The organism is Dickeya chrysanthemi NCPPB 402 (assembly GCF_000406105.1).
GTDB lineage: Bacteria > Pseudomonadota > Gammaproteobacteria > Enterobacterales > Enterobacteriaceae > Dickeya > Dickeya chrysanthemi.
The window spans coordinates 3,015,897-3,036,742 of the sequence record NZ_CM001974.1; the positions used below are offsets into that span (position 1 = coordinate 3,015,897).

General features: G+C 50.0%; 9 protein-coding genes (1 of these 9 only partly in view). 5 read left to right on the plus strand and 4 right to left on the minus strand.

Annotated features, from left to right (window positions below; translation table 11 throughout):
• The 3 genes from DCH402_RS13275 to DCH402_RS13285 form a co-directional block, all read right to left on the minus strand.
• A protein-coding gene (locus DCH402_RS13275) for a beta-ketoacyl synthase N-terminal-like domain-containing protein (RefSeq protein WP_233276283.1) crosses the window boundary here: on the minus strand, positions 1-1,284 show its beginning. It extends 6,225 nt beyond the left edge of the window; the window shows 1,284 of its 7,509 coding nt (coding positions 1-1,284); it begins with the start codon at positions 1,282-1,284; its stop codon lies off the left edge, out of view.
• 87 nt (positions 1,285-1,371) lie between these two features.
• Entirely contained in the window at positions 1,372-2,676 is a 1,305-nt protein-coding gene (locus DCH402_RS13280; protein WP_040001554.1) for a flavin-containing monooxygenase, read from the minus strand.
• Positions 2,677-2,757: 81 nt separating this feature from the next.
• Positions 2,758-14,214, minus strand: coding sequence for an FkbM family methyltransferase (locus tag DCH402_RS13285; protein WP_040001556.1), 11,457 nt, complete (start codon positions 14,212-14,214; stop codon positions 2,758-2,760).
• A gap of 1,074 nt (positions 14,215-15,288) precedes the next feature.
• On the opposite strand from DCH402_RS13285, the gene DCH402_RS13290 reads away from it, so the two are divergent.
• The 5 genes from DCH402_RS13290 (at position 15,289) to DCH402_RS13310 (ending at position 19,687) form a co-directional block, all read left to right on the plus strand.
• On the plus strand, positions 15,289-15,540 hold the full coding sequence (locus DCH402_RS13290) for an acyl carrier protein (protein ID WP_040001558.1): 252 nt from the start codon (positions 15,289-15,291) through the stop codon (positions 15,538-15,540).
• A gap of 63 nt (positions 15,541-15,603) precedes the next feature.
• Entirely contained in the window at positions 15,604-16,860 is a 1,257-nt protein-coding gene (locus DCH402_RS13295; RefSeq protein ID WP_050583310.1) for a beta-ketoacyl synthase N-terminal-like domain-containing protein, read from the plus strand.
• Between the two features lie 31 nt (positions 16,861-16,891).
• Positions 16,892-18,154: a hydroxymethylglutaryl-CoA synthase family protein gene (locus DCH402_RS13300; RefSeq protein WP_040001562.1), complete on the plus strand. Its 1,263-nt coding sequence runs from the start codon at positions 16,892-16,894 to the stop codon at positions 18,152-18,154.
• 2 nt (positions 18,155-18,156) lie between these two features.
• The gene (locus tag DCH402_RS13305) at positions 18,157-18,933 is read left to right on the plus strand and encodes an enoyl-CoA hydratase/isomerase (RefSeq protein ID WP_226052022.1); all 777 of its coding nucleotides are present in this window, start codon (positions 18,157-18,159) and stop codon (positions 18,931-18,933) included.
• 4 nt (positions 18,934-18,937) lie between these two features.
• On the plus strand, positions 18,938-19,687 hold the full coding sequence (locus DCH402_RS13310) for a polyketide synthase (protein ID WP_040001567.1): 750 nt from the start codon (positions 18,938-18,940) through the stop codon (positions 19,685-19,687).
• A 184-nt stretch (positions 19,688-19,871) separates the two neighbouring features.
• Here the strand turns inward: DCH402_RS13310 and DCH402_RS13315 are convergent, their stop codons facing one another.
• Positions 19,872-20,480, minus strand: coding sequence for a LysE family translocator (locus DCH402_RS13315; protein ID WP_040001569.1), 609 nt, complete (start codon positions 20,478-20,480; stop codon positions 19,872-19,874).
• Positions 20,481-20,846 lie beyond the last annotated feature (366 nt).

Consider the following 20,846-nt stretch of genomic DNA (forward strand, 5'->3'; position numbering starts at 1 on the left):
AGAGAAAGTCTTGCAGCGCCCATCCTCACAAATCATCTCTGCCTTACTGTACAGAATATGCATTTTCGGACTCAGGATCAGATTGGCGCCGCCGGCAATCGCCATGTCACAATCACCGTGCTGAATGCTCATCACCGCACGATGAATCGCCACTAAAGAGCTTGAACACGCCGTATCAATAATTTCGCTGGGACCATGCACATCCAGCAAATAAGAGATACGGTTCGGGCAGAACATATGAGGAATCGCCGTCAGTTCCACAATATCGCGGGACTGGGCATTCAGGACGGTTTCGGCATAATCCTGTAAATTGATGCCGGCAAAGACGGCAACCTTTTTGCCTGCCAGCGATGACGGGGCATAGCCGGACGATTCGATAAGCCGCCAGGTCGACTCCAGAAACAGTCGATGCTGGGGATCCATGGTCTGGGCTTCGCGGGGAGAAATACCAAAAAATGCCGGGTCAAACTTATCCACATCGTCAATAAAGCCGGCATATTTCACATTGGTGAATTCACCGTCTTTAGGATTACCGTAGATTGCCTGCCAATCCCAACGTTCACGGGGAATCTCGGTGATGCAGTCCTGGCCCTGATAAAGATGACGCTGCAACGCCTCCACCGAGGGAGACCGGGCAAACATCCCGTCCATTCCGATAATGGCGATAGGCTCATTATTCCCGCCATTCCCGCCAAACTGATTGACGTCGGTTTTCCTGGCCTGCGGACGTTTCTCGCCCGACGGGGGAGACGGATTACGCTTTTGATGGAGCCGGTAACTGGTCGCCATGAGCTCGCGAAGCCGTTTGGCCGATGGCGCATCAGACGATAACGGCGGTGCTGATGAATCGACAACCGGCGGCTGCCGGACATCTTTTAACTGTGCATCTAACTGCGCATCTAACTGCACATCGCCGGCGGGCCGACGATGATCGTTGGCAGGTTGGTCACCATAACGTCGCACGACTTCCGGGCCGAATCGCTTGATGATGATATCCGTCAGTTCGGCAATGTTTCTGGCTTCAAAGAAAATAGCGGCGGAAAGCGATACCTCCAAGGCATCGGCAACACGCCCCATGATTTCCGTGATGACAATCGAATCAACGCCGTAGGTCGATATCTTTTCTTCTCTGTCGATTTTTGCCGACGGCAACTTTAATATCGCAGAAAAAATAGCCAGTATGTCCTGCAGAAGTTTCTCACGATAATCGCCGCTTTTGACGTCAGCAAGCGGGCCCGACGGGATTTCGCTGCTAGTCGTGTAAACCGCTTGCGAATGTTCCATGGCAGACTGCATCAGCTCAGCTTCCAGAATGTTCCGGGCTGACGCGTGTAAGTCTCGGGTTCTGTTCTCTTTGCCTGTCATCGTTTCCTACCTTCCATTGAGGACTTCACGGTACTGCGCCAATAACTTGAGAAATTTCCACAGATCAACTTCCCATTGATGACGGAAAGAGCCGATGTAATAGTTCTGGCCCAGGTCAGGATGCTGTTCTTTTTTCATTCGGCTGAAATCACGCAGCCCTTTGGCCTGTAAGAAATAAGCGTTGAGATAGTCCACGACAAACAGACCATGAGAACGGGCTGACACACCCAGCCCGGTGGCGGAGTTGATGTAACCAACAAACAACAGGTTATCGAAGTTTTTGGGGACAATATGTAAGAAACAATCGGGAATACCTTGCTTCATTTCCAGATATTGCTTGTCCAGAAACGGAAAATGGCGGTTATATCCCGTCGCATAAATAATGGTATCGACGTCAATCTGTGAACCGTCTTCAAAGGTCACCGTCTGTCCTGAAAAAGCGCGCACATCCCCTTTGGGGTGAATATCGCCATGACCAATAAAATATAAAAGTTGCGAATTCATAATTGGATGGGAGGCATCCAACGGGTAATCCGGTTTTTTCAAGCCGTAATCCGTACCGTCATAACCGGCAAGCTTAAAAACCTGTTGTATATACGCCAGCGTTTCTTCGCGGGTGTTGAATTTATTGCCCAGCCCTTCCATCCACCTCGGCGTCGGCATGCCATTAATAAATTTAGGCTGATAGTAATAACCTCGGCGAGTACTGTGATACACCGCCGAACAATGGTGAACCGCATCGACCGCAATATCGCAGCCGGAATTACCCGCGCCGATAATCAATACCCGTTTACCCTTGATGCGCTCCGGTGTCCGGTAATCGATAGAATGCATGACATCGCCGGAAAAGTGGCCGGGATAGGCCGGCTCGGGATAACGGGCTTCACGTTGCATCCCGTTGCTGACCAGCACGAAAGCATAAAACTTCCGCTCCCCCGTCGATAATTCAACCTGCCAGCCATCGTCCTGCGGCTCGATACGGGTAACGGCAACATTAAAATGCGCCTTTTCGTACACCCCGAACGCTCTCGCATAATCACAAACATACTGATGCATCAGCTTGTGGCTGGGATAATGCGGGTAGTCTTCCGGCATGGGAAAATCCGGATATTGGGTATTCACTTTCGGCGAAATCAGATGCAGCGACGGATAGGTACGGCCACAGCGGCTGTCGGCATTCCACACGCCGCCGAAATCCGCTTCGGCTTCATACAAATCGTAGTCAATACCGGCCTGGTTCAGTTCCTTACCGAGACTCACGCCGTAAGGGCCGCCACCGATAATGCATACTCGTTTTCCGTGTATATTCATTCATTAAATCCTTTTAACGTGCTGGCAATCCGTACTATTTGTTCGATCAGCAATTTGTTCGATCAGCAACACCGGGCGCGATCACGCTTGCGAGTGCTCAAGCGAGAGCAACGCGTCTTCTTTCACTATTTTTAAGTTCCTGAGCCACAGGCCGAGCACGCCCGACTCGTCGTACACCCGCAGGTCGTACCCTGGAATATCGCCGGTGATAATCAACGGCTCTTGCTCTGCCGGTGTGGGCGAGAGGTGTACGGTGACGCTACCTGTGACCGGCCCGCAGGCAATGATCGAATCCAGAGAGAACGGATACCACAGGTGGTGCCCAGTCTGGGAATGACGATAATCGTTTAGTGCAGAGAGTAACTGCCAGCAGGTCGTCAACAGGATCGGCCGGAAAGTCGCGGCATTCGGATTACCGGGCAATTCGGCAAGTGACGTGAATGTCACCAGCAGTTGTTCGCCATCAAAACCGACTTTTTCGATCAACGCCTGATTTCTCATCCCGTCTTCATCGAACATCCGCCTTATTTGATGCGTTATCTGATGATTACGTGGCGTATCCAGCTGTTTTTCCAGTGTGTGAATATCCAGCGTGTCACTTCTGCCGTCGGCCGTGGCATTCAGGGCGATTTGCCCAAAACTGTGCGTCACGGACTCCCCCGCCTGCTCAGTGACACACTGGAAATAGAGGCCATCCTCTTCCCGGGAAATATACGTCTGGATATGGCCGTTCAGGGCATCCTGCACGCGGGCGGGCTGCCCCCACAGGATGTAATTCAACTCGACCGCATGTGGCGGGGCTGCCCGGTTTTGCCGGGCGGCTTGTTCCCAGGCACGTCGTGCCGACTCCAGCAACAACAGTCCGGGGAGTTGCTTCTGGGCAGCCATCACACCGGTGGCCATCATGTTCCCATAGGCAGAAAAATCGCCCGGAATACTCACTAACGCCGGAACCGGCATCGTCTGTTGCAGCTCGTTGACGGCTTCGTCGGTCACCACGCTATTGCCGTGCGAAAACGCGGGATGACCGGCAATGGCAACGGCTGCATCAGAAGCGTCCGTCGTCGTCGCAGCGAGAACCGTCTCATCCGACGTTATTCGGAAATGATCCGTCGGCGTACTCGGCAGGTCGACCCAATAGCGCTCGCGAGCAAAAGGGTATGTCGGCAACGAAACCCGTCTGGGCCTGAATGCCGGCGCCATAGCGGAATAGAGAATGCGCCAATCGATATTGAGGCCTTTTACCCATATCTCCAGCAGCTTGGCAAACTTACCTTTACTGGCCCAGGCCTGAACCAGCTCATGCATATCCTCATCGACATCGAATACGGATAACACTTCACGATGCGATTTACTTTTTCCCTGATAGAACAAGTCAACGGTGTGTTGCTCACCGGCCAGAACAGCCGACAGCTTACGTTGCAATTCATCAAGCGAGTGGGCCACCAACCCCAGACGCTCACTCATCGCTTCACGTCCGGTTTGCAGCGTATACGCCAGGGAATGAAGGTATGCGCGCTCTCCTTGCGCCGTTATCCGCTTCGCATAGTCGCCCACATGGGCCAACAAATTCGCGGCCATTTGTCTGAGCTGCTGATCATTTTTCGCCGATAACAGGATCAGTGCCGGATGGCGAGACATCGCCTCTCCCGCAGCGATGTCCCAAGCGGAGGATTCGCGGACTGATGCCTCCTCTGCCGGAAATTGCTCAATAACGATATGGGCATTGGTTCCGCTGAACCCGAAAGAACTGATGGCCGCCAGACGCCGTTGACCAGACGCCACCGTCCAGTCTTTGAGCTCCCGGTTGACATAAAACGGTGTGCCGTCCAGCGCAATGTGCTCATTGAGATTCTGATGATGCAACGTGGGCGGAATCTGTTGATGCTTCATCGCCAACAACACTTTCAGCACCGAAGCGACGCCGGCGGCTCTCAACGTATGGCCGATGTTGCTCTTCACCGATCCCAATGCGCAGTAGTTTTCTTTTCGGGTAAAAGGCGAGAACGCCTGCTTCAGGCCGACGACTTCTACCGGGTCCCCCAGTTTGGTGCCGGTTCCGTGTGTCTCTACATACTGAATCTGTGCCGGATCGATGCCAAAGTCGGTGTATACCGTCTGCGCCAGGCGAGATTGCGCATTTCCATTCGGGGCGGTAATGCCATTACTTTTACCATCCTGATTCACCCCCCACCCCTTGATCACACCGTGGATGACGTCCTGATCATTAATCGCATCTTCCAGGCGTTTTAACAGCACCACACCAACGCCTTCCCCAGGAACAAAGCCATTAGCTCGCTGATCAAAGGTAAAGCAACGCCCATCTTCCGACAGCATTCCGGCCTTGCTGGTCATGATGTGCATACTGGGGCCGGCCAACACGGAAACCCCGCCGGCCAACGCCAGATCGCTGTTTCCCAGAACCAGGCTATCGCAGGCCGAGGCAATCGCCACCAACGATGACGAGCAAGCCGTATCAATAGCCAGACTCGGCCCCTGCAAATCCAGATGGTAGGCAATTCTTGCCGCTAAAATGGAAATCGCATTTCCCATAAAGGTTTGCGCATTGAGTTCCATACCAAAGCGCGCTTCGTAGTCACCGTCTCCGCAACCGACGAAAACACCGCATCGACTGCCGGATAAATCGGCAGGATTGTAGCCGGCGTCCTCAATACATCCCCAGCACGCCTCAAGAAATACCCGCTGCTGCGGATCCATCATCTCGGCTTCCCGGGGAGAAATATTAAAAAACAGCGGATCGAATTTATCGGCATCTTCCAGCACCCCCATCCATTTGGAATAGGTTTTGCCGGGTGTTTTACGATTACGATCGAAAAAGTCGTCGATCGCCCAGCGTTCCGGCGGAACTTCCGAAATACAATCTTCCCCTTTGCGCAAATTGTTCCAGAACTGCTGCAAATTCTTCGCTTTCGGAAACTGACCGGACATACCGACGATAGCAATCGCCTGACGTCCCACCGGGGACGGGGTTATCACCGATTCGGTGTTTGCGATGCCGGGCATGTTTGCGGTACCAGGAATTGCTGCTGCCTGCGGCTCGGCACGTGCGGCCGGCGAAGGCGTCTGTTCGGCGCTCGCGACCGATGTCTGATACAGACCGGTTCCCCCCTCCTGCGCGTCAGAATTCGCCGGCAACGTCACGGTGGCGTCGCCAGTTGCCTCAGAATCAGGCGTCGAGGCGCTATCCTCTCTCGAATAACGCTGAACCAGCACGGCGAATTCTTGTAACGTCGGATAGCTGTATACGTCGGCGGCATTCAGGTTCAACCCATAGTGTTGGTTGATCTTTCTGATCCAGGTGACGCCGGTTATCGAATCCAATCCTAAATCGACAAACGCCACCGTCGGATCGATCGCCTGAGGTTTAATCTGCAGTTCCTGAGACAATGTTTGGCTTAAAAACGCCAACATGCTCGCGGCGGGAGCGTTGGTGTTTTTTCGAGAGTCAGCCGTGCCTTCCCGAGCTTCGCTGGCGTTACCGACCACTTCCGCTACCGGAGCCAAGGCCAGACCGGAAGTCCTCTCCGCCCCGCCGGCTTGACCGTCACCCGCTACCGTGTGCCGCGCAGCTTCGCTAACAACCAGCCCGGTAAAAACGCTCAGATTAGGGTAGCTGTACACCTCGGCGGCATTGAGTGTCAGGCCGTATTCCGCGTTAATCTTTCTAATCCAGGTGACGCCGGTGATGGAATCCAGTCCCAGGTCAACAAAGGGCTGTTCGCCGTCAATGTGTTCAATTTTGATTTGCAACTCATCCGCCAGCATACGGCGTAACAGGCTGTAAACCTGTTCAAAGACCACGTTATTGCCATGTTCTTGCTGCACCGCCCCCACTGAACCCGCCGCTTTCGTGTTTTCACCCACAGATACCTTCCGACGGTCGGCCGGATCCTGAGCACTGACGTGACCGGACATCCCCTGATTAAAATGCTGCTGGATACGCGCCAGCACGTCCTGATTGCCGACAAATGTATGCTCATGCATCTGCAGTTCCAGCGCATAGTTTGCTTCAACCTGATTTCTGATGTGCTGTGCACGTTGTGTTTTCCAGGCAACCAGCTCATCGCGAGGCATCCGCGCCAGCGCATTGGCCGCAGCCAGAGCGAATGGCAATACCTGAGCTCGTTCAAGAACCGGGTTTTTGAGCCCACGAGCCTGAAGCTCGCCCCCCTTATACTCTCTGGCGGTAAACAGAACCTCTCTGGCGAGATCCAACCCCAGACGACGGGGAAGAATCAGGGTTGACCCGGCTCCCGGCGTGAATCCGTAGCGCATATAAGGACTGTAATAGACGCTTTCCTGACTGAAAACCGCCTCATCACAGAACATGCCCACAGCCCAGCCAGGGCCAATACCGTGCCCCTGCATGGCGGCAATCACCGGGATATCGCACTCCAGCGGTAAGGCAAAGATTTTCTCATCGGTAAACCTGGCGCTTCCCTTTTGGATCGCCTGCAACGTTTCCAGCGTACCGCCGCTGGCAAAATAGTGGCCATACCCGGTCAGCACGACCACCTTATAGCGTTGATTGTGGCGAATATGCGCAAAGACCTCGTCAAAACCGGCAACAAACGCTTTCGAGAACTTATTACGACTTTCCCGCTCACATAGCCGAACCAGCAAAACGCCATTGTCATAGACTTCCGCATCGATAACCGGAGAATTGAGTGCCACCTTGCGCGGCTCGCCCGGCGGTAACTCTAATTGCCCGGCCTCAAATGCCTGTAACTTGTCTTCCGTCAGAACCACGAATTCATCGGTTTCGGGTGCGGCATTCCCGACGGCAAAAGCAACGGGGCTTTCGGCCAGCGCAACGGACTGACGAGTCAACCCGGCGGCTAAATGCCGCTTTAATTGAACCAACGCCTCTCTGGGTACCGTCGCCAACTCCTGCGCCAGCTTCAGACTTTCCCCGGCCACTTCCGCCGATGGGAAAACCGGCATCAACACCCCCAGTTCTTTCAGATGACGCCCTTCAATTCCCCGCCAATCCGTCAACAATATCTGCGCCGCGGCGGGCGAAAAACGCTCGCTCAGCAGATGATATAACTGCTGCGATACCACTTGTTTGCGGCTGACATACTGATAGCGGCCAGTGGTGCTCAAGACGGCAAAATCGCACAGGCAGACAAACAACCACGCGTAGCCTTTGCAATCCCCGGGCACAGAGGCAATCACGGGAAAAGGCAATTCCAGAACGGCACGATACAGTGCTTGTTGCCAAAACAGCGTGGCATCGTCTTCAAGGGCGGGCAGAAAACGGTGTTCTCCCCCGCTGAGTAACAACACGCTGATGTCTTTTCTGCTTTTTATTTCATTGAATAGATGGAGAAGCTGACTGAGCCGAGCCGTTTCCGAAGCCTCCTCTTCCGGCAAGTAGCCATCAGCGTCATGCAGTTGAAGACAAAATATTCCCTGGCCTTCATCCGTTAAATGAAAGGGAGAGTGCGGCGCATTTAGGCTCGAAACCTGAAATGACTCCGCCTGGAATGTCTGCAAAGAAGCCAGCACCCGCTTGCCTTCGGTGCGCTCCGCGGATGTGTGGCCGACCGCTGCGTTTGTTGAGGATAACGTTGCGCTTGTCGGCGTCACGGCGACAGACGGGACAGACGGGACAGAGCCATGATTGCTGCTGACCGGCGTCGAATCGCCATTGTCATCAGGTAACCAGTACCGTTCTTGCTCGAACGGATAAAGCGGCAAGCCTGCCACACGTTGGCGCGGAGCCTGATACCATGCAGTCCAGTCGATTTGCCGACCTTCGAGCCATTGCCCCGCCAGCCCGCGTAAATCACGCTGCTGAATAAAAGCCTCGATTTCCGCCTGCTGCCGCTTGCTGTTGCCCTTGTTTTTCTCTCCTTGTGTAACCGTGCCGGTAAGGTAACTTTGAGCAAACGTATTCCGGTTCAGATAATCATTCAGCCCGGTGAGTATCTCTGCATCACTTCTTCCGGCAATAGCCAGGCGATGGCCTAAAGATTCACGCCCCAGTTGTAACGTATAAGCAATGTCTTTTAACTCACTGCCGGTCAGATGCGGGTGTTGCTGAATATAGGCGTTGAGTTGCCGGGCCAGGTCATGCAATTGCGCCTCGCTTCTGGCAGAAAGCAGTAATAACGCCGGCTCAGCATTCGATTCCAGGGGAGCACCCACCGGCGACACGTCTGCAGGCCGGAATTCTTCAAGCACCATGTGGACATTGGTGCCGCTAAAACCAAAAGAGCTGACTGCGGCTATTCGTCTTCCCTGGGCGTTCGGTTGCCAGTCCTGCACCTGGGTATTGACGACAAAGGGCGTGTCTTCAAAGGGAATCAGCGGATTCGGCTTTTCAAAGTTCACGCTGGGAGCCAGCTTGCGGTGCTTGAAAGACAACAGCAGTTTGATCAGCGCGCTGACGCCGGAAGCATGGACACAATGGCCGATGTTACTTTTTACCGATCCAATCGCACAAAAACCGGTTCGCGGCGTCTGTCTGCGGAAGGCATCGGTTAGAGCCGTAATCTCGATGGGATCACCCAGCTTCGTACCGGTACCGTGCGCCTCAATATAGGTCAACTCATCAGCACTGAGGTGCAACGCATCGTATACCTGGCAAATCAAATCGGTCTGCGAACGGCTGCTTGGCGCGGTAATCCCGTTCGTCTTACCGTCCTGATTCATGGCCGACCCTTTGATCACACTGTAAATGTGGTCTTTATCGTCAATGGCATCCTGCAACCGCTTGAGGATCACGATCCCCACCGCCTCGCCCGGCACAAAACCATCAGCCCGGTGATCAAACGGCTTACAACGCCCATCGGCCGATAACATCCCGGCTTTCGCGCACAAAATGTGGAAGTTGGCGGTAGTATGGATTGATACGCCCCCGGCAATAGCCATGTCCACAGCGCCGTTTCTCAGGCTTTCACACGCCAAATGTACGGCTGCCAAGGACGATGAAGAGGCGGTATCGATCGCCATCGCCGGGCCTTTCATGTCCATAAAATAGGCAATGCGGGCGGCCAGGATCGATGAATCGTTCCCCATAAATGAGGAGGCATCCAGCGGGATACCATGCTGTCGTAGATTAACCTGATAGTCGCCGGCATCGGCACCGGCATAAACAGCCCATTTTTTGTCTTTTATTTCACGGTTGGCATACCCTGCATCCTCCAGCGCGTGCCAGCTTTCCTGTAAAAACAGACGTTGCTGAGGGTCCATTTGCCGGGCTTCTTTGCCGGAAATACCGAAAAAAGACGCATCGAACTGATCAATATCCTCAATAAAACCGCCCCATCGGCCATAGGTTTTATTGGGTTTCGTGCGGTCTTCATCAAAATAGTCGGCGATATTCCAGCGCGTTGCCGGCACGTCGGAAATACAGGTGCCGCCCTCCAGCAACAAAGACCAGAACGCATCAACATTCGCCACGCCGGGGAAACGTGCGGACATACCGATGACGGCGATATCCCCCTCATAGACATCCCCCTCATAGATGTGCCGTGCCATCTTGGGGGCCGCATCGGTTTTGTGCGCGCTCTGTCTTGTCGGGCTGTCTTCTCTGCCTGGCGCCGCGTCATCCGGCGTATCAACGACCGGCCATTCCGACTGCATACGCGTCACAATGTCATGCTGATAATTTGCCATCAGATAACGGCGTAAATCATTCACGCAGCCATAATCGAAAAGCACGGTACTGGGAAGTTTTATCGCAAACGCACCGTTCAGTTTTACCACCAGATTAATTGCCGCGAAGGAGTCAACGCCATATTCGGAAAATGCTTTAGCTTCGTCGATATCAACCGTTTTCTTCAGGCATTCCCGCAGATTCTTCACGACAACGATGTTGATATAATTCAGGATGGCGTCTTCGTCGGTAACGACGGGTTGCGACACTTTCTCTTGTTCTGCCTGTAGATACGCTGCCGAACCCTGCTCCGACGCCGACCGGAGAACCGGTAATCGTCCGCGATGATCAGCGATTTGCTGCATCAGGCTCGTGTCTGCCGGCAGCAACCATTGCTGCGGAGCCGCTTCAGATTCAGATTGAGCATGATCAGTCGAATCAATAGGTTGTGATGATGGAGTAAAAACCAATTCGGCCAGGACGGCAGCGGGTATGGTGTAAATCCCTACACTGGAAGATTCAGGTACATACGTGATGGCCTTGATACTGCGCAGGAAATTTTCAGCCGGCTTGTTTTTATCACTGGCCACAAATCGGATTTCAACGATCGCCTTCTTCCGTTCCAGCGCTTGTCGCCCAAGGGCATTCAACATCTGATATTCAACACCACGCCCCAGTACGCGGCAACTGATCAATCCCCCATCAACCGATAACACCGTTTCCCGCTCGGAGAACAAGCACAAACCGCAAACACCATAATCACCGAATCGATCGGCGACACGAATGCTCAGACAACCCTGTTCCGGACTTTGAATTTTGGCAACGATATCGGCAACGGAGTATGGCGCTTTGGCAAAGTTAAACTGATTGGTGCGATGCGTCAGTTGAGACAATCTTTCCGCCTGATCCGGTGTCGCCGGCTCGATGGTAATGTCAAGCGCCAGCCCACGAATGAATGCTTCCATGCTGAATACACTCTGACGAAACGCTTCACGCTGAACCTGCTCCTGATACATATGCGTACGTTTCGTGTCTTCATTCGTTCGGTGTCGTCCCTGATCAAAGGCCCAGACATGAGCAAGAAATCCCGGAATGTCGTCGCTATTATCAGGCAGGCGTAAACTTAATACCTGTGGGCAGCCGGCAGAGACCTCTGCACATTCGATCGGGCTATCATCAAGAAAAACAAAGCTATCCAGGCCAAGGTTGAGTGTTTTTGCCAGATGTTGAAGATTAGCGGACTTGGCATTCCAGTTGATTTGGGTATCAACAAAATCATCCCACTGCAAAATCATGTCGTCACGACTATCGAATACGTGTCTGACATCCTCATGATTATTCTTGCTCACCAGACATAACAGCATGCCCTGCTCTTTCTGCCGTAACATGAACTGTTGCAACGCACGATAATTCGAATCGATTTCGACGCCTTCGGCCCCCAGTTCACCCACCACGCCGGACCAAAGCGTGTTATCGCAATCAAGGGCGATCACTTTATAAGGGGAACGCCGGAAGGCATGGATGTGACGAACCAGCACCGATGCGATGACGTCAAAAAACGCGGGTATATAAGGAATGTGCCCCATCTCGTCACGAACGGCATCGTGATATTCGGTGACATCATAAGCGGCTGCCAACTCGCTGTTCAGATCAATGCCGATAATGTCCGTCTTATCCCCCAGAATTTGTTGCATCATCTGAGGTATGTTGTTGAGCAACTCGGCAGAAAACCGCACTTTCATCTCAGGAGACGGCGGGCACAGCACGAAGAGCGTAGGCCCCCGGCGGCTATGTTGCGTTTCTCTGACCAGCGTCAGCAATTCCTTAACGTTATCGCTGATCGCCTGCTCAAATGACGTCAGGCGATGCTGATTATCCGTATCGGCGACAGGGCGCCTGGCATAAAAATTGGCTAAACCTGAAGACTTCAGCATCTCCTCTTCAACCGTCGCCAATTCAAAGCCTTTATCCCGCAGCAATTGGGCTATCTTATTCGCTGTCGTACCTTCTTTATCATGAACCTCAACGACAACCTGACGAATATTCGGCCATATTTCATCGGTAATGCTACTGAGAATGTCCCATTCGCATTTTTCAGCATCCACTTTCAGCAAACCAATCGTCTCAATATGATGCTCTTGCATAATACTGGCTAACGAGCGCATCCTGACCTGATAGGTTTGTTTTTGCAGACGATCACCGATCATGTCATCCAGATGATCCCGAATGGCTTCACTATCGGTATCGCTGAAACGCTTGGTTACCTCATTTTCCATCGATTTTTTCAGCGCTTCGCCATCTTCTGTTTCATCGGTATGAAACCCTGACCAAACCGAAGCGTTCGGGTAAAAAACAAACTCGGCTTCGCCGTCCTTATCGGCAATACCGGCTTGCAATGCTTTCGCCTGAGGTGCATACAATGCAAGGTTCTTTCGGAGAATCTCGTAAGAAATCGGCGAAGGTTCGCAAGAAAAAATACGTAAATCAGGACATTGAGTGGCAGCAAACAGAGAGAACATGCCGATGTTGCCGCCAATATCGACTATCACCTCTCCCGGCTCAAAAGAAATGCCGTGCTTCACGTATGTTTTCTCTACGAAAATCTCTTCATAGAGATAGCTGGTTTCATACGATTTAAGATGTGCTATCTCCATACCGTTAGGCAGTACAAAGCGTTCACAATCCGTCAAATGCCGCTCAATTTGCGCCGAAGAAACCTTAGGTAACCCATTTTTTCTGGTAGGGGCTGTTCTCGTTCCGTTAGCAACCAGATCGTCTAACCGACAGATAATCGCATTGACGCCGTCAGTATTCGCAGCGAATACACTTTGTTGGCCAAGAAGCGCCTGATAAACCTGGTTGTATGGCGCAAAGTGAATCTGATCCTGCCAGTTCAGCCGAGAGAACCATGCCTGCAAAGGTTCTGCGATCGGTTCCGCAGTAAAGGTTGCGGCAATAGCCCATGATTGCCCGGCGATACGCGTTGTTTGATTTGGCTGACCAATATTCGGTTGGCCGGCCGGTTGTTCGACTTTTTCTACTCCTACAGCCTGCTCATACGACCCGACGCGTTGATATGAGCGAATATGTACCCCATGCATTTCCACCACTATCTCTCCCGACTCATTAGCTAAGAACACATCAAAAACGCGCGTCTCGGTGGTGTCTGAAACAGGCTGTCTGGGTACGACAAATACGTCGCACGTTGGCGTTAACTGTGTATGAATGACGATATTTTCCAACGAGAAAGGGACATAAATCTGATGTTGATGATTGGGTAGTCGGCTTTCCCTGGCGCCAAGCAAGACTGTTTGGATTGCAGCATCGAGTATGTAAGGTGAAGGAAGATCCGTCAGATTCGCCTCATCAGCCACGATCCGCCCCCAAAACAGATCCTGGCTATAGTGAAACGCGTCCAGACACTGAAACGGTTCCCCATAGTTGATTCCGCCGGCCAGAAACAAACGGTAAATTTCATCGCGGTTCAGTCGGTGAGTGAAAGCGTGAGATGACGTATCAGGAAGACGAAAAACAGGTTCTTCGGCATGATGGGTCGCCGGTTTTTTAATTAAATCAGGTCCATTGTTTAAACCTGAAAAAACAACACCTGTCGCATGACGTTTTGTCGCTTTTCCCGGCACCGTGGATGTGACCCAATAGGTTATGCCCTCTCCCTCGGTATCCAGATGAACATTAACCTGACATTCGCCCGCCGCAATCGTAAGGGGTGCAAACCATACCGCATCTTTTACCTGCAAAGGATAAAGAGAAATCTGATGATGACTTTGCTTGTTATCCAGAAGCGAGGCTGCGACAAAATGAAGGTATCCCATCGCGGGCAGGATGGGTTCACTCGATACTATGTGCCCGGAAATAATAAGATGGCTATTATTTAACATGTACTTCGACATCACGACCTCCTTGTCACCAATATGCTTAAACAATTTTGGTTAAATCCCGAAATCTTCGTCCCTGAAAGTTTCGCTATTGATAAACAACAATAAAAAACCAGCTATTCACACCCCAAGAAAAGATTAATTCCGATATTGGGAAACCAAAAGAAAACCCGGAAAAAAAAGGAAAAACTGGGTGTGAAACGAGTCAACAGGTTATTAAATACAAAGCACATACATCCGTTATCAGCGTGTTACAGATATGTTTTACTCTCAATAGGAAAATTATTTCAAATCATTTCAACCATTAAAAAAATCGTTTTTAATCAAAAAAAACAGAGAAGTAATGGCTACAAACAGCAATAAAATTCGGGGTATAACAAGCTGAATTGAACAATTTTAGCCATCACAAAAAATATATTTCCAGACGGGCTGAGTGATGCCGAACGGCACGCAAAACCTTCTCCATCGTACGGTGCCCAATACAAAAACATGCCGATATAACATTAAATCACTACACATCAACGACATATCTGTCGTGAATTTTCTGCTATGGGTTGCTACTACAGCCTGTAGCTACCGAAAAGCTCAGTACTTTACAGCAACCATCGGCCTATTTCCCGGTAAGGAGCAGATGAAGATATGAGGAATTGTTGAGTACGAAAATTATAAAAATCAACGTCTCGCTTTTATTATCAAGAACACTGATTGACACCGCTTTCTTCACTGATATAGAGTTGCCCGTAAGTTACACATAAGTTAAATAGATAAAGTCACGCTCATTTATTATAATGAAAATAGCCATATAAAAAGTAATTTAGATTACAGGAACCCGGTAACACAGCTTCTCTATAATTATAATGTTTAATAAAGTAATTACATAAGGTTATCAGTAATAACCAACAGATTCTGTTTATCGCAACATGACAGGTATAAGCACAGAGACGAACAATCAAAATAATCAGTTAATCTTTTGTGTTTCATTACTCGTCGATAATTTTCTTTAGGTAATAGTGATTTTATTTTTAGATAATTTTTTCTATCTGTAGTTATTTTTATTTAAGTCAGTCATGCACAAGTAAGGAGCACCACATGAGCTACAAGAGTAAGGAAGATATTTTCAATATTATCGTGCATAACTTACTGGAAATCCTCCCTTATCTGGATACCAGTACCATTACGCCGGAGCGGAGCATGAAGGACTTGGGGGCCAATTCAATTGACCGGGCGGATATTCTGCTCTCCAGTATGGAAACCCTCGATCTCATATTCCCTCTCCATGAAGCCGGCGATCTCAAAAACATCGGAGAATTAGTAGATTTCTTGCACGCTAAAGCGCAGTAGCCATCCAAACTATGCAGATCTTCTGGCGAAGATGGCCTTTCAGTGAATCAAAGCAGGATGCGTATGATGCACAATGTCGTTGTGACCGGCTTAGGCATAGCCGCGGCGAATGGAATCGGAATACCCGCTTTTACCCAATCATTGAAAACAGGTATCAGTGGAATCAGCAGGCATGCCGGCGAATACCCAGAAATCAAGGCAAGCCTGTCTGATTACAACTATAAAGCCGCATTAACGTCTTTATCGCTCACTCAGGAAACGCTGAACGATGCTTTACGCCTGGGTGCCAGAGTACCGCTGAGCGCCCAGATATCGCTCGCTACGGCACTTGAAGCCTGGCGTTCTGCCTTTGCCGACGAATGTCCTTACCCGCCAGAGCAAAGAGGCATCATCATTGCCGGACACAACATCGAGCAAAAATATCAGTATCAAGTCCGGCAATCCTTCACCGACCAACCTGAGTTTGTTCCTGCCAGCTACGCACTGTACTTCATGGACACCAACCAGTTAGGTTTGCTCAGCGAGCTCTTCACTATCCGTGGAGAAGGCTGCACCGTTGGCGGCGCGTCGGCCAGCGGAAACGCCGGCATTATCCAGGCATACCGACAAGTCGCATCGGGAATCACTCAGTCTTGCCTGGTAGTCGGAGCAATGGCGGATTTATCTCCCCCGGAGGTACAGGCATTCAAAAACAGCGGCGCTTTGCTGGCTGAAAGCGATTCGGGTGATCCAACACAGCTCTGTCGCCCCTTTGACCAACAGCGAAAAGGGTTTGTTTACGGTCAGGGGTGTGCCTGTCTGCTGCTGGAAAATGAACAAAGCGCGCGTAAACGCCACGCACCAATTTGGGGACGCATCCTCGGCGGCAGTATCTGTCTGGATGCCAATCGAGGTAGCAATCCAAGTTGTGAAGGCGAATCCCGGGTAATGGCACAGGCATTGCAGGCTGCGGGTTGTGCCTATGATTCTGTCGACTATATCAATACGCATGGCACCAGTTCACTGATGGGAGATGAAACTGAAATCGCCGCCATCAAGCACGTTTTTGGCCCTTATCATCGCCAGATTTGGCTTAACTCAACCAAAAGCCTCACGGGGCACTGTCTGTACGCCGCCGCCGCGGTAGAAGCGGTAGCCACATTGGTTCAAATGAGAGAACGCTTTCTCCATCCCAATCTGAACCTGGAAACCCCCATCAACAATGAATGCCGTTTTGTCGGGCAACATGCTCAACGCCAGGACATCAACATCGCATTGAATAACGCCTTCGGTTTCGGCGGCATTAATACCTGTGTTGTTTGGGAGCACGTCAACCAATAGCGTTTACCTAATTTAGCGTAAGAGGGACCTTATGATTTCCGTTGGAATTGAAGCGATAAACGCGTTTTGTGGTACAAGCTACATTAATGTCAGAGAGCTGGCGCAGCACCGCCGGCTGGATATGTCCCGTTTTGACAATCTCTTGATGAAGCAAAAAACGGTGAGTTTGCCTTGTGAAGATCCCGTCAGCTTTGCCGTCAATGCAGCAAAACCCCTCCTGGATGCGCTAAGTGAGCAGGAAAAAAACAGTATTGAATTGTTGATCACCTGTACAGAATCGGGAATCGACTTCGGCAAGTCAATCAGTACCTATGTTCACCACTATCTGGGGCTAAAGCGAAACTGTCGGTTGTTCGAACTGAAAACAGCCTGTTACTCCGGCGTCGCCGGTTTGCAAATGGCTATCAATACCATCCTCTCCCAGACATCTCCCGGCAGTAAAGCGTTGGTTATTGCCACCGATATGACGCGATTCATTCTGGAAGAAGAAAATAGCGACCATACCAGCCAGGACTGGTCTTTTGCCGAGCCAAGCGGTGGCTCCGGCGCTATTGCCATGCTGGTCAGCGACACCCCTCACGTTTTTCAGATCGATGCGGGGGCAAACGGCTATTACGGTTATGAAGTAATGGATACCTGTAGGCCAGTCCCGGATAAAGAAACCGGTGATTCCGACCTGTCATTACTGGCTTATCTGGAATGTTGTGAAAAAGCCTATCTGGAGTACGAAAAACGCGTTGCCGGCATTGATTATGTCAATACCTTTGGTTATCTGGCATTTCATACGCCTTTTGGTGGAATGGTCAAAGGCGCTCACCGCAACATGATGCGTAAAATGGTACGCGCTACGCCGCAGGATACGGAAGCCGATTTTAACCGTCGCGTGGCTCCCGGTCTGAATTATTGTCAACGGGTCGGCAATATCATGGGGGCAACATTAGCCCTTTCTCTACTCAGTACCTTATCCAATGCGGATATTCAGTCACCACAACGGATTGGGTGCTTTTCCTACGGTTCGGGATGCTGCTCAGAGTTTTTCAGCGGTGTCGTGACTCCTGAAGGCTGCCGGCGTGTCAGACAAATGGACATTGGCGCTCATCTTGACAGACGTCGTGAACTCACAATGGGTGAATATGATGCGTTGCTTTACGGCAACCATGGAGTCCGCTTCGGTACTAAAAATGTCACGCTGGATCTGAGTCTCTTTCCTCAAATCCATTCAGGCCCTCAGAACACCCATCATCTCGTACTAAGCCGAATCAACGAATTTCACCGTGAATATGAGTGGGTCTGACGATGGCATTTTACCAAACAATCCGCTTGAGGCAGGAAGGTCCGGTGCTATACCTGCAGATACATCGACCTGAAGCCAATAACACCATCAATGAAAACTTTGCGATAGAGTGCCGGGAGGTTATCCGGCAATACCGCGATAGCATCAGCATATTAGTCGTTGAAGGATTACCCGAAGTCTTTTGCTTTGGTGCCGATTTACACGCCATAGAACAAGGTAATATTGCCGGAAATAGCAGTGGTGGCCGCCCTCAGGACCCAGAGATATTGTATGAAGTCTGGCAGGATATGATGAGTGGGCCTTACATCAGCATCGCCCATGTCAGAGGCAAAGCCAACGCAGGAGGAATCGGTTTCGTTGCCGCCAGCGATATCGTTATTGCGGACACCCGGGCCCTGTTCAGTTTATCTGAAATGTTGTTCGGTTTGCTGCCTGCCTGTGTACTTCCTTTTCTGGTGCACAAAATAGGAAAACAAAAAGCGCATTACATGACGCTAATGACAAAACCGGTGTCAGCAGAGCAAGCTTACCGCTGGGGTTTAGTCGACGATTATGGTAACGACAGCGACCTGATCCTCAAGAAGCACATACAACGGCTTAACTGTTTATCGAAGCGTGCCATTACACGTTACAAATCATACATGAGCGAGCTGGTTACTCTCACTCGCGATCAGAAACCGGCAGCTCTCGCCTTGAATGTGGAAATTTTTTCCGATCAAGAGAATCTCAATAAAATCTCCCGTTATATCCAAACGGGGAAATATCCTTGGGAGGAATAAAGCAATGGCCACAAATGTTGTTGATTTTCAAGAAATAGAACCGGGAATTGTGTATGTAAAAATGCAGGACAAAATCCACAAAAATACATTCTCCCGAGCATTGGTCTACGAGCTAATCCAGGTATTTAAGCATATTGAAACATCAGACCACTATAAAGCAGTCATCCTGACAGGTTACGACAGCTATTTTGCTACAGGGGGAACGCAGGAAGACCTGTTCGCGTTACAAGAGGGAAAAGGAAAATTTACTGATACCAATATTTATAGCTTACCTCTGGAATGTCCGATTCCCGTTATTTCCGCTATGCAAGGGCACGCCGTCGGAGGTGGCTTGGTGATGGGGCTGTTTGCCGACTTTGTCATTATGAGTCAGGAAAGCATTTATACCGCCAATTTCATGAAATACGGCTTTACTCCCGGTATGGGAGGAACACTGATCGTACCGGAGAAATTAGGATTGGCTCTGGGACAAGAGATATTGATGTTGGGTAATAATTATCGAGGTGAAGAGCTGAGGCAGCGAGGCATTCCCTTTCCGGTTTACCCAAGGGAACAAGTTGTAGAGGCCGCATTGTCCAGAGCCAGGGATCTGGTCAAAAAACCACGAACATCACTTGTCACGTTAAAGACTCATCTGACTCAGTACCTTCGGAGTAAGCTACCTGAGTACACGGCACAGGAAGTCATCATGCATGAGAAAACCTTTTTTCAACCGGAGGTCAGACAAAACATATCCAGGTTATTCAGCAATTAAGATAATTCAGTACACCCAGCGAAAATGCGGACGTACTGAATATCAGAACGTTGATGAATAAATCGTTTTTTACAACTATCTCAATCAGCATACAATAGATCTGTGTATATCCTGACTATTTGCAGTGAAGAAAAACGCAATAAAACGTCAATGTCAGGATTACGGTAACAAGCCAATCTCTTTACTAAAACATAATAGACACTGATTTATAAAACATCGAAGCAGCAAAAAGTGAGATAACGAGTGAAGCGCCACGATAAAACACCGTTGGTTTTAGTCTTGGCTGGCTTGAGGCTTGGCTGAGATTAATCAACGTACCGGAGTAAATCCACATGCATGATATGGGTAACAACGCCAAAAACAGGCAAAGCATCGCCTGAATATAGCTGTCTTGATATATGAAGGCTGATGGAGGGATGATGGAGTCAGCGAAGAAAAAGGCCTTGGGGTTGAGTAAGGTCGTGATAAAAACCGTACTGAAAGTGATCTTCTCACTGGTTTGATGAAGAGAAAACCTCCACACTTTCACCGCTAAATACACGACATAACATGCCGATAATATCTTTATGATGTTCAGTACCGGGTTTCCATGTTGTGCCAAATAGTTAAACAGCAATCCCCATGCAGTGACAGCCAATAGATATCCAAGCCATTCTGATAAAGTCAATTTTATACTTTTAACAAAACCTTGAGTATAACCAGAGCAAAGAAGCAATGTGTTAGTTGGTCCCGGCATACTGAGAAACAATGCGATGTATAACGTGATTTTTACGTATTCAATTCCATGAATCATTTTGACACCTCCTTGATTAAGGCCAGTAACGTCAGGCCTGATATTATCCCTATTTTAACATTACGATATAATTTCCCCCTTAAAACAAAAATACCATATTTCTATCTCAATTCAGCGCTTACTTTTCCCGTCTGATAATTTATTTTTATTGATAATTTCCTCTCAAAATCACCATCAATAAAAATATATTGAAACATAAAAAACCAGGAAAGAATAATAACGTGAATTGCAGAATAACACATTATCGAGATAAATAATTCCAGGCATCAGCCTCACCGTGTAAGATCATCCAGAGCCTTATCACGCGTTTTACTACAACCTTGCATAGAAAAGAAAGTGATAAAGTCAGAACATCAATCATGAAAA

Bases quoted from the DNA above. Each gene is read 5' to 3' on its own strand.
- DCH402_RS13280 (WP_040001554.1), bottom strand. From the start codon at position 2,676: ATGAATATACACGGAAAACGAGTATGCATTATCGGTGGCGGCCCTTAC.
- DCH402_RS13285 (WP_040001556.1), bottom strand. From the start codon at position 14,214: ATGTCGAAGTACATGTTAAATAATAGCCATCTTATTATTTCCGGGCAC.
- DCH402_RS13290 (WP_040001558.1), top strand. From the start codon at position 15,289: ATGAGCTACAAGAGTAAGGAAGATATTTTCAATATTATCGTGCATAAC.
- DCH402_RS13295 (WP_050583310.1), top strand. From the start codon at position 15,604: ATGATGCACAATGTCGTTGTGACCGGCTTAGGCATAGCCGCGGCGAAT.
- DCH402_RS13300 (WP_040001562.1), top strand. From the start codon at position 16,892: ATGATTTCCGTTGGAATTGAAGCGATAAACGCGTTTTGTGGTACAAGC.
- DCH402_RS13305 (WP_226052022.1), top strand. From the start codon at position 18,157: ATGGCATTTTACCAAACAATCCGCTTGAGGCAGGAAGGTCCGGTGCTA.
- DCH402_RS13310 (WP_040001567.1), top strand. From the start codon at position 18,938: ATGGCCACAAATGTTGTTGATTTTCAAGAAATAGAACCGGGAATTGTG.
- DCH402_RS13315 (WP_040001569.1), bottom strand. From the start codon at position 20,480: ATGATTCATGGAATTGAATACGTAAAAATCACGTTATACATCGCATTG.